Source organism: Streptomyces sp. NPDC036822, assembly GCF_055609145.1.
Map to the genome: position 1 here is coordinate 254,999 of NZ_JBVJPY010000005.1, position 13,110 is coordinate 268,108.

General features: G+C 74.3%; 11 protein-coding genes and 1 pseudogene. 3 read left to right on the forward strand and 9 right to left on the reverse strand.

The features are described from left to right. Positions 1–87: 87 nt before the first annotated feature. The 7 genes and pseudogenes from ACZ68P_RS14380 to ACZ68P_RS14410 all read right to left on the reverse strand — a co-directional run. Positions 88–359 (reverse strand): annotated as a pseudogene (locus tag ACZ68P_RS14380) (ABC transporter permease); the annotation flags it as partial. Positions 360–365: 6 nt separating this feature from the next. After that, positions 366–611, reverse strand: a complete 246-nt coding sequence (locus ACZ68P_RS14385) for a hypothetical protein (RefSeq protein ID WP_471005877.1) — start codon at positions 609–611, stop codon at positions 366–368. A 55-nt stretch (positions 612–666) separates the two neighbouring features. Then, a complete protein-coding gene (locus ACZ68P_RS14390) occupies positions 667–1,149 on the reverse strand; it encodes an NUDIX hydrolase (protein ID WP_365720305.1) in 483 nt (160 codons plus the stop codon). Between the two features lie 23 nt (positions 1,150–1,172). Further along, positions 1,173–1,907: a D-Ala-D-Ala carboxypeptidase family metallohydrolase gene (locus tag ACZ68P_RS14395; RefSeq protein ID WP_471005879.1), complete on the reverse strand. Its 735-nt coding sequence runs from the start codon at positions 1,905–1,907 to the stop codon at positions 1,173–1,175. A 103-nt stretch (positions 1,908–2,010) separates the two neighbouring features. Beyond that, positions 2,011–3,240 carry an FAD-dependent oxidoreductase gene (locus tag ACZ68P_RS14400; RefSeq protein ID WP_471005881.1) on the reverse strand — a complete coding sequence of 410 codons (1,230 nt, stop codon included), beginning with the start codon at positions 3,238–3,240 and terminating at the stop codon, positions 2,011–2,013. Beyond that, complete coding sequence (locus ACZ68P_RS14405; protein ID WP_471005884.1) at positions 3,237–4,835, reverse strand: FAD-dependent oxidoreductase; 1,599 nt, start codon at positions 4,833–4,835, stop codon at positions 3,237–3,239. Before ACZ68P_RS14405 ends, ACZ68P_RS14400 begins: the two co-directional genes overlap by 4 nt. Continuing rightward, positions 4,832–6,283, reverse strand: a complete 1,452-nt coding sequence (locus ACZ68P_RS14410) for an FGGY family carbohydrate kinase (protein ID WP_471005887.1) — start codon at positions 6,281–6,283, stop codon at positions 4,832–4,834. The genes ACZ68P_RS14405 and ACZ68P_RS14410 overlap by 4 nt, the downstream gene beginning before the upstream one ends. A 394-nt stretch (positions 6,284–6,677) precedes the next feature. Between ACZ68P_RS14410 and ACZ68P_RS14415 the strand changes: the two genes are divergently transcribed. After that, positions 6,678–7,667: a hypothetical protein gene (locus ACZ68P_RS14415; RefSeq protein WP_471005888.1), complete on the forward strand. Its 990-nt coding sequence runs from the start codon at positions 6,678–6,680 to the stop codon at positions 7,665–7,667. 67 nt (positions 7,668–7,734) lie between these two features. Then, on the forward strand, positions 7,735–9,264 hold the full coding sequence (locus tag ACZ68P_RS14420; protein WP_471005890.1) for an amino acid permease: 1,530 nt from the start codon (positions 7,735–7,737) through the stop codon (positions 9,262–9,264). 11 nt (positions 9,265–9,275) lie between these two features. Here the strand turns inward: ACZ68P_RS14420 and ACZ68P_RS14425 are convergent, their stop codons facing one another. After that, positions 9,276–10,028 carry a GntR family transcriptional regulator gene (locus ACZ68P_RS14425; RefSeq protein WP_471005892.1) on the reverse strand — a complete coding sequence of 251 codons (753 nt, stop codon included), beginning with the start codon at positions 10,026–10,028 and terminating at the stop codon, positions 9,276–9,278. 170 nt (positions 10,029–10,198) lie between these two features. Here ACZ68P_RS14425 and ACZ68P_RS14430 point away from each other — a divergent pair, with 170 nt between their 5' ends. Next, the gene (locus ACZ68P_RS14430) at positions 10,199–11,536 is read left to right on the forward strand and encodes a DUF2252 domain-containing protein (RefSeq protein ID WP_471005894.1); all 1,338 of its coding nucleotides are present in this window, start codon (positions 10,199–10,201) and stop codon (positions 11,534–11,536) included. Between the two features lie 161 nt (positions 11,537–11,697). On the opposite strand, the gene ACZ68P_RS14435 is transcribed toward ACZ68P_RS14430, so the two are convergent. Next, complete coding sequence (locus ACZ68P_RS14435; protein WP_471005896.1) at positions 11,698–13,098, reverse strand: FAD-dependent oxidoreductase; 1,401 nt, start codon at positions 13,096–13,098, stop codon at positions 11,698–11,700. Between the last annotated feature and the right edge of the window lie 12 nt (positions 13,099–13,110).

A 13,110-nucleotide genomic window follows, 5' to 3' on the forward strand; every position in this document is an offset into this window, starting at 1 on the left:
GCGCGGAGACAGGGCGAAGGCCACCCGGGAGTTCCCGGGTGGCCTTCGTCGTACGCGCGGTGGGCCCACGCTCACGGCGCCGGGCCCCTACGCGGGGTCGCGGTCGAACGTCGCCCTCGACCAGCGGTGGCCGAGGACGGTGAGTGCCGGGCACCAGTCGACGGTGATCACCCGTTGTGGCCGGTCTCGGTGCCGAGGAGGAGTCCTCGCAGGGTCTCGATGGCGGGGGTGCAGGGCGGCTGGTACGGGACGATCGGCCGGAACCGGCCGCGCTTGGAGTCCAGGGGGACGAAGGGGCCGGAGACGAGCGGCGGGAGGATCAGCGCCATCGCGATGTTGGTCGCCGTCTCGGCGCTGGGGCCGGCCTACTTCCGGCCGTGGTCCGCCGTCGTCGGGGAGGTGCGCAGGGCCGAGACCAGGTGGAGGAGGTGGGCCTCGTTGCCCGAGAGGCCCGCCGCGCGGAGGGCCGCGTCGGCCTCGGCCATGGGGTGGGTGAGCATCGCCCCCGCGTACGGCGCGAGGTGCGGGTCGGTCAGGACCGCCTGCGTGGACTCCAGCAGACGGAGGTACGCCTGGGCGGCGGCGCGCTCACGGGCGGTGATCGTGGTCATGTCGGGCTCCCTCTCGACAGGTTGGCACTCCCACCCTCTCGTACGGGTCTGACAATCAGGGTTCGCCCCGCCCGTCCAGGTGTGTGGTGAGGCGGTCGAGGAAGACCCGCTGCCCCGCGACGAGCAGCGGAGCGGCCGCCACGGGGGTGAACCAGCCGACCCGGTCGATCTCCGGGAACTCCTGCTGGACGCCCGATCCGCGCGGCCACTCCATGGTGAACGTGCCCGGCACGACCCGCGTCGGGTCGAGGTCCGCCTCGACCGCCCAGATGACGACGGTCTTTCCGTTCCGCTGCCGTGCCTCACCGAGCGGGATGCGCTCGCCGTCCGGTGCCGGAAGTCCCAGCTCCTCCTCGAACTCGCGCCGGGCGGCGGCCTCCGGGGTCTCCTCGGGGCCGTACTCGCCCTTCGGGATCGACCAGGCCGAGACGTCCTTCGAGGACCAGAAGGGTCCGCCCATATGACCGATGAGTACCTCGGTGCCGCCGTCCGGTGTCCTGCGGAAGAGAAGGAGCCCAGCGCTGCGCTTGTCCGGCATGCCGTCCAGTGTCGCCGAACCGGTCAGATTCCGCAGCTGCTCGCCGACCAGAAACGCGACGCCCGGGTGTCGACGTGGGCGTGGTCGCCGTGGCCCGGGTAGCCGGGGCCGAGGATCCCGTTGAACCCGTGGTTGCGCGCCTGCTTGGCCAGGGTGCACAGGGACGGCGATCCGGTGAGGTCGATGCCGTCGCCGTACAGATGGCGGCTGTCGGAGGCGCCCCCGACGGCGGAGTTGCAGGCATAGGAGCGGAATCCGCTGCTCACGGAGATCGGTACGTCACCGAGCGCGTGGCGCAGGGCCTCCAGTTTCCACATCGCGCGCAGGGCGTTCGCCTTGGCGGTGGCCGCGCTGACGGCTCCGCCGGAGAAGTCGCCGTTGCACTTGTTGAGTTCGGCGTAGGTGAAGTGCGCGGGGGTGCAGTCGGCGTCCTGGAGCGCGTACAGCTTGGAGAAGGTGGCGGGGCCGGCGACGCCGTCCGCCGCGAGTCCGTACGCCTGCTGGAAGCGGGTCACGGCGGACTTCGTCGCCGGGCCGTATGCCCCGTCGACGGCGAGGACGCCGCCGTAGCCGGGGTAGCCGGCGACCCGGATCTGCAACTGGGTCACGTCCGCGCCGGACATGCCGGAGGACAGCGTGCGCCCCCAGGTGTAGCACTCGTCCGCGTGGGCCGTGCCCGCGGTGGCGACCGTGCCCGCGAGTGCGGCGACCACCAGCAGGAGCAGGGAGAGCAGTGATCTGATCGCGCGCCTGACCATGACACCTCCGTGTCGGAAGACGGGATTCCTGTCATGAGCATGAGGCCCGGGGGAGGGGTGGTCAACGGCGCGTCGCACATGCCAGAGGACCAGGCCTCTGACGCTACGCGTCGAGGCTCACCACCACCGGACCGCCGGCCGGATCGACGTCCCCCGTCCACGCCGAGGGCAGCCGCACCGAACGGAACGGCCACACCGTGCCCGGCACGACGGCCCGGTGCAGCAGTCGGCCGTCCTGGACGACCTTGACCACGGGGCTCGCCAGCGGCGCGTCCGCCCGCAACAGGACCGGCCCCGCCGGCGCACCGTCCGCGATCCGGTGGGGGAGCGTCCAACGAAGCGGCCGCTCGGCCACCACCGGCGCGCCCGCCAGGGGCCATGGCTCTCCCGCCAGTCGTCGCAGGACCGATTCCGCCGCCGTGCGCCCCTCCGCCGCGGCCGTGGCCGCCGACTCGACGCCCCGAAGGACGTTGCCCGCCGCGAAGACCCCCGCCGTACCGGTACGGAGGAAGGCGTCGACCGCCGGCCCCCGGGTGCCGGCGTCCAGCGCCACCCCACCCGCGCGGGCCAGTTCGTGCTCGGGAATCCAGTCGCCGGTGAACACCGCCGTGTCGCAGCGGATCGCCCCTCCGCGTCCGCCGCGGTCCTGCACCCCGATCCCGGTGAGGCGGCCCCGCCCCAGCAGTTCGGTCACCGTCGTACCCGTGAGCAGGGGAGGAGGCGCCGTGCCGGAGGCCGCGGCGAAGCGCCGGGGCCCGCGCGGCCCGTCCGTCACCATCGCCACCACGTCGAGACCGGCCCCGCGCAGCATCCGCACCGCGTGGTGGGCGACCGGTTCGGCGCCGATCACCACCGCACGGCGCCCGAGCCGATCCCCGCGGACGCCGTACCGCACCACCGACCGCTGGAGCTCCCCGGTCGTCAGGATCCCGGCCGGCCGGGTCCCCGGCACCAGCCGCGCGCTGCGCGGCCGCTCCCTGGCGCCCGTGGCGAGGACGACCGCCCTGGCCGTGATCCTCTCCAACCCGGTGGGCGCGGTGACCTCCAGGGCCGACGGCCCGGCCCAGCCGGTGACCGACACGCCCGTGCGGATCGCCGCCCCCGCCCGTACCGCCGCCGCGACCGACCGGCGCGCGAACGCCGCTCCGTCCGTCGTCCGGCCCCACTCGCCCACGCCGAAGCCGCCGTGAGCGCAGAACCGCGGCACGCCGCCGGCCTCCTCGTCCCGTTCCAGGACCTCGACCCGGCCGGCGCCCGCCGCCGCCAGCCGGGCGGCCGCGGCGAGACCGGCCGGCCCGGCCCCGACGACCAGCACGTCGACCGAGCGGATCACCGCCGCGCCTCCTCGAACATCGCCCGCACGGCCGGGCCGCAGGAGAACCCCTGGCAGCGCCCGCCGCAGGCCCGGGTCCGCCGCCGCAGCCCGTCGAGCGTGGCCGGCGCGATCGTGGACGCGAGCGCCTCCCGGATCTCGCCGCGGGTCACCCGCTCGCAGTGACAGACGACGGCCCCGAAGTCCGGCTCCCGCGCGATCCGGTCGGCGTCGCGGTACGGGCGGAGGAACGCCTCGCCGAGGTTGGGCATCCGGACCGGGGCGAGCGGCCGCTGCGCGCCGAGCTCCAGACCCTCCGCCGCCAGCAGGCCCACGACGTGGTCGGCGAGCGCGAGGGAGGCGGTGAGCCCGGTGGACCTGATGCCGCCGACCGTGACGTACCGCTGCCCGGGATGGGCGGCCACCCGGAAGTCGTCGTCCTCGGTGGCGGCCCGCAGCCCGGCGTAGACGGCCGTCACCTCCTCGTCCAGGAGCGCCGGCAGGATCCGCCGGCCCTGGGCGCGCAGGGCGGCGAGCCCCTCGGCCGTCGAACCGGTGGCCGCCTTGTCGTCCAGGTCCTCCGCCGTCGGTCCCAGCAGGACGTTTCCGTAGACCGTCGGTGCCACCAGCACCCCTTTGCCGAGCCGGCCCGGCACGGGCAGGAGGATGTGCCGGACGAGCCCGCGCGCGAACTTGTCGAAGACGATCAGCTGGCCCCGCCGGGGCGTCACGGTGAAGTCCTGCCGGCCGAACAGGGCGTCGAACTCGTCCGCGAACAGCCCGCAGGCGTTGACGACGTAGCGGGCCCGCAGCTCCCCGCGCCGGGTGACCAGCCGGTGCGGCGTTCCCGGCCGGGCCGACTCGACCCGGCAGTGGAGGTGCAGGTCCACTCCGGAGCGGACCGCCTGGGTGGCGTACGCGAGCGTCGTCGTCCATGGGCAGACGACCGACTCCCCGGGCACCGCCAGCGCCCCGAGGGCGCCGGGTCCCAGGTGCGGCTCGCGCGCGGCGAGTTCGCCGGCCGCGATCACCCGCGTGGTCCGGTGGCCGTTGCGGGCGGCCTTCTCGGCGAGGGCGGGAAGGGCCGACAGCTGTTCGGCGTCCCAGGCGACCAGCAGCGCCCCGAGCGGCTCGAAGGGGATGCCCGCCTCGTCCGCGTAGGCGAGGAGCCGACGGCGCCCCTCCCGGACCAGCCGGCCTTCGAGCGAGCCCGGCACGGCGTCGAAACCGGTGTGCAGGATCGCGGTGTTCGCCTTGGACGTGCCGTCGCCGACATCACCGGACGCCTCGACGAGTGCCACCCGCAGATCGTGGCGCGCGAGTTCGCGCGCGAGGGCGCAGCCGACCACTCCGGCACCGACGACGGCCACGTCGTACTCCGCGCCCGCCGCGGAGGTGTCGGGAAGCGCACCGGTGCGGGTCACCGTGCCGCGCGCCGGCGGCCCGCCCGCCGGGACGGTCCCGCGTGCCCCGGCCCCTTCCGGCCCGGCCGGGACCCTCACGGACGTCCGCCCTCCCGCGCCGGTGCTTCCCACGCCCCGCGTCCCGGCGCCAGGTCTCCCCGCGCCGCGCCTCGCCACGGCACCTCTTCCCACGGCCCGTCTCTTGGCGGTCATGGGCGCGAGGGTCCGGAGGCGCCGTCGAGGAGCGCGCCCACCGCCGTACGGAACCGGCCCATGCGCTCACTCGCCTCCGCGCCGCCGATCCGCGGCTCGTACACGGCCGACGGCTTCCACTCCGGTACGGCCTCGTCGACGCCGAGCGAGGGGTCGTGACCCAGCCGGGCGACCGCCGCGACCCCCAGCGCGGTCGCGTCCGGCAACGCCGAGACCTCGACCGGGCGCTGGAGGAGATCCGCCTGGGTCTGCATCAGCAGCGCGGACCGCGTGAGACCGCCGTCCACCCGCAGGGTGGTCAGCGGGGCGCCGAGGCCGGCGGCCGCCGCGCCGGCCAGCTCGACCACCTGGGCCGCGATCCCCTCGCACAGGGCGTGGACCAGGTGGCCCGCCGTCGTGTCCAGGCCCAGACCGTGCAGGGAGCCGCGCACGTCGCCGCGCCACCAGGGCGCCGCGAGTCCGGCCAGGGCCGGTACGAAGGTGACGCCTCCGGCGTCCGGCACCGTCCCGCCCACGCGGTCGAGGTCCTCGGCGCCGGAGAGCACCCCGAGATCGGTCAGCCAGCGGACGGCCGACGCCGCCGTGAACACCTGGCCGTCCAGGCAGTAGCTCGTCCGGCCCCGCAGCCGCCACGCCACGCAGCTCACCAGACCTCCGTCGCCCCGGTGGGGGACCGGTCCCGTCTGTGCGAGCAGGAACGCCCCCGTGCCGTAGGTGCACTTGGCGGCGCCCGGTTCGGTGACCCGCTGGGCGAGGAGCGCCGCCTGCTGGTCGACCAGGAGGCCGGTGACGGGCAACGGGGGTCCGAACGCGGTCGTCGTGCCGACCGGCGTGTCCGAGTCCACCACCCGCGGCAGCCGTTCGCCGCCCAGCCCGAAGACGTCGAGGGCGGGCTCCGACCAGGACACCGTGTCCAGGTCGAGGAGTCCGGTGCGGCCCGCGGTGGAGGTGTCGGTGACGAACGCGCCGGTGAGCCGGTTCACCAGCCACGCGTCGCTGGTGGTGACGACGCCCGCCCCGGTGAGACGGCGGCGGATCCAGGCCATCTTGGGAGCGGCGAAGTAGGGGTCGAGGGGCAGTCCGGTCCACTGACGCAACCGCTCGGCGTGAGAGGAGAGTTCGTCGCACAGCGCGGCGGCCCTGCGGTCCTGCCAGACCAGCGCGTCGGTCAGGGGGGCGCCGGTGGCGGGATCCCAGGCGAGGACCGTCTCACCCTGGTTGGCCAGACCCACGGCCATGACCGGAGTGTCCGCCTCCGCCAGCGCCGCGCGGCCGGCGGCGACCACGGAGGCGTACAGCTCACGCGGGTCGACCTCGACCAGGCCCCCGGGCAGATGGCGGGGCCGCACGGGCGCCGTGCCGGTCCCGATGACGCCGCGCTCGGGGCAGACGACGAGCGCCTTGGTCCCCGAGGTGCCCTGGTCGACGGCGAGTACCGGCCCCGTCATCGTCGCGCTCCCGTCCTCGTAGCCGCGTACCCGGGGGTCCGGGTCGTCGCGCGTCGGCGCGTGCGCACACCGTCCACCGTGCCCTCTGTGCGTCCGGTGGGCCGGGTGCACGCGACGAGCCGGTGCGTCCGGTGCACCTGCCGTCCTTGATCACCGGAGCCGAAGCCTGGTGTACCCGCCCCGACGCGTCAAGCCGCCCCGGCCACCCTCGTCACCTTCGCCACCCTCGTTGACGCTCGGTCAAATCCGGTCTGTGGCCGGATAGTTACGATCAGATGTGAAAGTGGACCGGGACGATCCAGCGGCCCTTATAGTGATCGCCGATCAACGGCCGGGATGTCCACCGGGGGCTGACCACCCCTCCACCCCACCGAGGACCCATGTCATCCACAGCATGCCCCGCCCCGTGAGAGGCGGGCACGGCTTCCGGCCCGTCTACCACCCGGCGGGCCACGACCACGCCCTGCGCCACGCCCTCCAGGACCTGCGGACCGGCCGCTGGGTGGCCATGGCCCAATTACTCGACGAGACGACGGGCTGGGCCGCCTGGACCCAGCGCACCCAGGTCCTGGCGGCCGTCGCCGCCGGCACCGACGTCGTCCAGGCGTGGCGCGCCGAGCAGCCGGACAGCGCGCCCGCCACCGTGATGCACACCCGCGTCGCCGTCGAGCGCGCCGTACGCGCCCACCGCGCCGGCCACCCCCGCTCCCGTGAACTGCGCCAGGAGGCACGGGCCGCCTGCCGCACCGCCGCCGGACGGTCCCCCGCCGATCCGGTGCCCTGGATCTGTCTGCTCGCCCTCGCCGCTCTCGACGACTCCTCCCACCGGGACGAGCACCGTCAGCGCCCGCCGGCCCCCATGCTCCCGCCCGGGCCCTGGGCCCTCCTCGCCGAGGCCGAGAAGCGCGACCCGTACAACCGCGAAGCGCACCACCGCATGCTCCAGTTCTTCTACTCCCGCCGGCCGGGGCCGCTCTCCGAAGCCGTCAACTACGCCCAGTGGGCGGTCTCCGGCGCACCTCCCGGCTCGGCCCTGCACGCCCTTCCGCTCTACGTCCGGGTCGAGCGCTACCGGCGCGAGCGCGGTCACGAGCACGCGCTCGACCTGCACTGGGTCGCCGAGGACGCCGTCCGGGACGCCCGGCGCGCCCTGGACGGCTGGTTCCTCTTCTGCGCCACCGCCGAGGCCTCCCTCCTGGACCTGAACCATCTGGCCCACGCCCTCTACGGAGCCCTCCGCTTCGACGACGCCGCCCGCGTCTTCGACGCCCTCGGGCCCTACTACACGACGCTGCCCTGGGCGTACCGCACGGCGGACCCCGACGACCGCGCGCTCGCCGAAGAGGTGTTCCTGCGCGCCCGCGCCCGCTGTCTCGACCCCTGACCCGCTCGGCTCCCCCGCGCCCCGACCGACGCATCCGCTCCCCCCACCCCTCCCGGAGGTAACGGCCATGTCCCGCACCGTCCCCGTCGACGACATACGCGGCCCCGCCCAGGGCCAGGACGACGAGGCCCGGCTCAGAGAACTCGGCTACCAGCCGGTCCTCGCCCGCCGCATGGGCGGCTTCGGCAACTTCGCCATCAGCTTCTCCGTCATCTCCGTCCTTTCCGGATGCATGACCCTCTACGGATTCGGCCTGGGCACCGGCGGCCCCGCCGTCATGATGTGGGGCTGGGCGGGCGTCGGCCTCTTCGTGCTCTGCGTGGGCATGGCGCTGGCCGAGGTCACCAGCGCCTACCCGACCTCCGGCGCGCTCTACTACATGGCCGACCGCCTCGGCGGACGCCGCTGGGGCTGGTACACCGGCTGGCTGAACCTGCTCGGGCTGCTCGGCGCCATCGCCGGCATCGACTACGGCGCCGCCCTCTTCACCGGCGCCTTCCTCAACCTCCAGTGGGGCATCGTGCCCACGGCCGGCTCCACCTTCCTGATCTTCCTCGCGATCCTGCTCCTGCACGCCGTGCTCAACCTCTTCGGCGTGCGCCTGGTCAGCGTGCTCAACTCGATCAGCGTCTGGTGGCACCTGACCGGTGTCGCCGTGATCGTCGGCGCCCTCGCCCTGGTCCCGGACCGCCACCAGTCCGCCGAGTTCGTCTTCACCGAGTTCGTGAACGACACCGGCTGGGCCAACCCGTTCTACGTCGCCGCGGTCGGCCTGCTCCTCGCGCAGTACACGTTCTCCGGCTACGACGCCTCCGCGCACCTCTCCGAGGAGACCTCCAACGCCTCCGTCAGCGCGGCCAAGGGCATCGTGCGCGCCATCTGGGTCTCCTGGATCGCCGGCTTCGCCCTGCTCGCCGGGCTGACCTTCGCCATCCAGGACTACGCGGGCACGCAGAACAGCGCCACCGGGGTCCCGCCCGCCCAGATCCTGCTCGACGCGCTCGGCACCGGCGGCGCCACCGCCCTGCTGCTCGTGGTGATCGCCGCCCAGCTCTTCTGCGGCAACGCCGAGGTGGCCGCCGCCAGCCGGATGGTGTTCGCCTTCAGCCGCGACAACGCGCTGCCCGGCTCTGCGCTCTGGCGCAAGGTCAGCAGCCGCACCCAGACGCCGGTCCCGGCGGTCTGGCTCTCGGTGGCCGTCGCCGCCGTGCTGGCCGTTCCCTCGCTCTACTCGGCCACCGCCTACGGCGCGGTGACCGCCATCAACGTCATCGGCATCACCCCCGCCTACGCCATCCCGATCTACCTCCGCCTGCGGGCGGGCACGCGCTTCACCCCGGGGCCCTGGAACCTCGGCCGCTGGAGCCGGCCGATCGGCTGGACGGCCGTCGGCTGGGTGGCCGTGGTCACCGTCCTGTTCTGCCTGCCGCAGAAGTCGCCGGTGACCGTCGACTCCATGAACTACGCCGTCATCGCGCTCGCCGTGGTCCTGGTCCTCGCCACGCTCTGGTGGTACGTCGCCCGTCGTTCGTACGGGACCCCCTCGGCGTACGGCAACGCCCGCGAGGAGGCGGAGATCGCCGAGGGGATCGTGTAGGGAGCCCGCGCTCAGGCGCTGAACTCGTACGTCCAGGCCGCCGCCTGGGCCGCGAAGTCGATGTCCGTGATCTCCAGCGCGTGGCCGTGCTGGTCGCTCACCACCCGGTGGACGATCAGCCGCGCCGCGCCGGCCCCGACTCCCGTGCCGGGGCCCGCGGGCACGCCGATCGACTCCCGTCTGGTCAGTCGCAGCCCGGCCTGGTGCATCCAGTGGTAGAGCAGTCGCAGGTCCGGTTGCTTGGCCGCGTCCTTGCCCCGGCGGTAGCGGGAGAGCTGGGGGATCTCCGTGAGCGCCTGCCGGGAGAACCAGGACACCGACCGTTGCAGGGGCGTCCCGGCCGGGCTCATCACCACGTGCCGGTGGACGAGCGTGGGCTCACCCGGCACGAGCGACAGCCGGCTCGCGAGCGCCGCCGGGGGCGCCTCCCAGGCGAGGGCCGCCCGGACGAGCGCGTCCGCGGCCTCCGTGCCGCCGGGGAAGGACTGCCGGCGTGCCGTCAGCTGCGGGACGTGCGCCTGCGGGCCACCGTCGACGGCGAACGTGCCGCGCCGGTCGGTCACCACCAGCCCCTCGTCGCGCAGCAGCTGGAGGGCGCTGCGGACGGTCTGGCGGTTGACGTGGTAGCGATGGGCGAGCGAACGCTCGGAGGGCAGCCGGCTGCCGGGTGCGAGGCGTCGGTCGGCGAGGTCGTCCCGCAGGGCGGCGGCGACCCGGAGGTAGAGCGGTACCGCCGCCACCTGCTCGGGATCGGGCTCAGCCATGTTCGGACCCTTCTTTGCTCAGCGTGATCGTGTGGGCCGTGTGAGTGATCATTCCTATCATTGGTCTAAACCATTGGGGAAGAGGGTGCCCGTGAGAGTGGCCGAAACGAGCGAGTGCGCCTCTAATGAGTTCAACCGGTAGCGACGCTGGAAGAGGCGGGTGAGGCCGGATGCTGACACCGTACGAGCGAGCCGAAACGGGCCGGGCGGCCCGCAAGCGCGTCCCCCGGTCCTCGCACGGCCGCTGGATACCCTCCTCCCAGCGCCCCGATCCGCTGGCCGTGCTGCAGAAACAGTCCGTCGACCGTGTGGCCGAACTCCTGCCCCTCCGGTACGGACGGATGGCCGTCTCGCCCTTCGCCTTCCTGCGGGGCGCCGCCGGAGTCATGGCCGCCGACCTGGCCGCCCAGCGCCACACCGGTCTCACCGTCCAGCTCTGCGGGGACGCCCATCTGCTCAACTTCGGGGTCTACGCCTCACCCGAACGGGCGCTTCTGTTCGACGTCAACGACTTCGACGAGACGCTGCCCGGACCCTTCGAATGGGACGTCAAGCGGCTCGCCGCCAGCGTCGCCGTCGCCGCGCTCCAGAACGGCACCAGCAAGGCCAAGGCCCACCGTTCCGCGCTCGTCGCCACCGCGTCCTACCGCACCTCCCTGCGCCGACTCGCGGGACTCGGCGAGCTCGCCGTCTGGTACGAGAGGATCGACGCCGACGAGCTGGCGCCGTTGCTCCGGCACGGCCGTGCCCGCGTCGAGAACGCCCTCGCCCGCGCCCGTCGCCGTACCAGTCTCCAGGCCCTCACCCGGCTCACCGAGCGGGACGAGACCGGCGCCCGGCGCTTCGTCGACGCCCCGCCCCTCCTGCACCGCACCGCCGACCTCGACCGGGTGAACCTCGGGAAGGTCTTCAGCGACTACCGCAGCTCCCTCTCCGAGGAGCGGCGGGTGCTCCTGGACCGGTACCGCTTCGTCGACGCGGCCCGCAAGGTCGTCGGCGTCGGCAGCGTCGGCACCCGCTGCTTCGTCCTCCTGCTCGAAGGGCGCGACGAGAGCGACCCGCTGGTCCTCCAGATCAAGGAGGCGGGCCGCTCGGTCCTGGAGGAGTACCTGGAGCCCAGCACCTACGCCCACCAGGGGCGCCGGGTCGTCGCGGGCCAGCGGCTCGTCCAGGCCGCCGGCGACATCTTCCTCGGCTGGATGACGGGTCCCGAACAGCGCCACTTCTACTGGCGCCAACTGCGTGACATGAAGGGCTCCGCGGAGGTCGAGACCATGTCCCCGTCCCTCCTGCGCGAGTACGCCGCTCTCTGTGGGCGCGCGCTGGCCCGCGCCCACGCCCGCTCGGGCGACCGCGTCGCCATCGCCGCCTACCTCGGCGGCTCGGACGTCTTCGACCGGGCGGTCGCGGACTTCGCGATCCGTTACGCCGCCCAGAACGCGGACGACTACGCCCGGCTGAGCGCGGCGATCGCGGCCGGGGTCGTGGCGGCCTCCCCGGACGCGTGACGGCGGACGTCCGGCGACACCGGCCCGCCGGGGCCGCCGGGGAGGGCTGGGGCGAGGAGGAGGCGCGAGCGGGGACGCGGCGAGGAGAAGGCGAGCCGGGCGCCCCCGGTCCCGGCGTCACCGGGCCCGGGGGGCCGCGGCGCCCGGCCGCTACGGCCCGTTCACTCCTCGCGCCGCATCGGCGGCTCGGGCGGTGTCCACGGGACCGGGCCGAAGAGGACGGACCGCGCCACCGCGGGGGCGAACAGCGACGTCATGGGCGCCGTGAGCGTCAGGACGGACCGGAACGCCCGCCCGATCACCGGATCTCCGCCGTACCGCTGCTGCAGCCGGCGGAGGTACCAGCCCACGGGCTTGTCCACGGCGCGGCTGCCGGTCGCGTTGCCGGTCGCGCCCGGCATCTTCTTGTCGGACCCGGCGGAGATGTCCCACGCCTGCCGGGAGGCGTCCAGCAGCGCCTTCTGCACCACGCGGGTGGTCGCCGTGCGACGACGGTCGGCGAGCGCGTCGCGCAGCGCCACCGCGCTCATCGCGGCGACCGCCATGCCCTGGCCGTAGATCGGGTTGAAGGTGCACAGCGCGTCCCCGGTGGCCAGGAAACCGGCCGGGCGGCGGCCGGGACGGTCGTACCGGCGGCGGACGTTGGCGGTCCTCCGGAAGCCGAAGACCGGGGACACGGGCTCGGCCCGGGCCAGCCATTCGCCGATCACCGGGTGCGGCAGCCGATTCGCGTACGCCTCGAAGCCGGCCTCGTCCGTGGGCGGTTCGTCGCCGCGCAGTCCGGACAGCGTCACCAGATGGCGGCCGTCCCCGAGCGGCACCACGACGCCGCCGTACACCTGTTCCGGATTGGGGACGATGAAGTACCCGAGGGCGTCCGTCTTGTCGTTCTCCGGGGCCCGGTAGGTGCGGGTGGCGTAGGCGAGACCGGTGTCGATGGTCTCCTCGTGCGGCGCCTCCGCGCCGATCGCGGCGAGCCAGTCGGGCGCGCGCGTGCCGCGGCCCGAGGCGTCGACCACCAGATCGGCCTCCAGCCGGCAGGGCTCACCGCCCTCGCCCGTCCCGGCGCCCGCGCCGCGCGGGCGCAGCAGCACGCCCCGGACGCGGGTGGAGTCGCCGATCAGGCCGACCGCCTCGACGCCCTGGACGGTCTCGATCCGGGGATCGGCCAGCACCCGCCGGCGCACCAGGGCTTCGAGCTTGGCGCGGTCGCCGGTGTAGAACGCGGTCGTGGCCGGGATCCGCCGGAACCAGTGGCCGTTCTGCCACTGCACCATGTCCTGGGGCATGCCCACCCGGGGCGCCCCCTGTTCCGTGAGCTCGTCCATGAATCCGGGCAGCAGCTCGTCGAGCGCCCGCTGTCCGCCTTCGAGCAGGACGTGGGTGTGCCGGCTCTGCGGGACCCCGGGCCGGGCGTCCGGCCCCTCAGGGAAGCGGTCGCGCTCGACGACCGTGACCTTCTCCGCGTGCTCGCTCAGCACCCGCGCGGCCAGCAGGCCCGCGAGACTTCCCCCGATGACCACCGCGTGACGTGTCCCGCGGTGCCCCAAGTCGTCGGCCATCCCCGCCCTCTC

What these genes read in the sequence shown, in the direction of transcription:
- ACZ68P_RS14385 (WP_471005877.1), bottom strand. Translation starts at nt 611, where the DNA reads ATGACCACGATCACCGCCCGTGAGCGCGCCGCCGCCCAGGCGTACCTC.
- ACZ68P_RS14435 (WP_471005896.1), bottom strand. Translation starts at nt 13,098, where the DNA reads ATGGCCGACGACTTGGGGCACCGCGGGACACGTCACGCGGTGGTCATC.
- ACZ68P_RS14395 (WP_471005879.1), bottom strand. Translation starts at nt 1,907, where the DNA reads ATGGTCAGGCGCGCGATCAGATCACTGCTCTCCCTGCTCCTGCTGGTG.
- ACZ68P_RS14420 (WP_471005890.1), top strand. Translation starts at nt 7,735, where the DNA reads ATGTCCCGCACCGTCCCCGTCGACGACATACGCGGCCCCGCCCAGGGC.
- ACZ68P_RS14415 (WP_471005888.1), top strand. Translation starts at nt 6,678, where the DNA reads ATGCCCCGCCCCGTGAGAGGCGGGCACGGCTTCCGGCCCGTCTACCAC.
- ACZ68P_RS14425 (WP_471005892.1), bottom strand. Translation starts at nt 10,028, where the DNA reads ATGGCTGAGCCCGATCCCGAGCAGGTGGCGGCGGTACCGCTCTACCTC.
- ACZ68P_RS14390 (WP_365720305.1), bottom strand. Translation starts at nt 1,149, where the DNA reads ATGCCGGACAAGCGCAGCGCTGGGCTCCTTCTCTTCCGCAGGACACCG.
- ACZ68P_RS14430 (WP_471005894.1), top strand. Translation starts at nt 10,199, where the DNA reads ATGCTGACACCGTACGAGCGAGCCGAAACGGGCCGGGCGGCCCGCAAG.
- ACZ68P_RS14405 (WP_471005884.1), bottom strand. Translation starts at nt 4,835, where the DNA reads ATGACCGCCAAGAGACGGGCCGTGGGAAGAGGTGCCGTGGCGAGGCGC.
- ACZ68P_RS14410 (WP_471005887.1), bottom strand. Translation starts at nt 6,283, where the DNA reads ATGACGGGGCCGGTACTCGCCGTCGACCAGGGCACCTCGGGGACCAAG.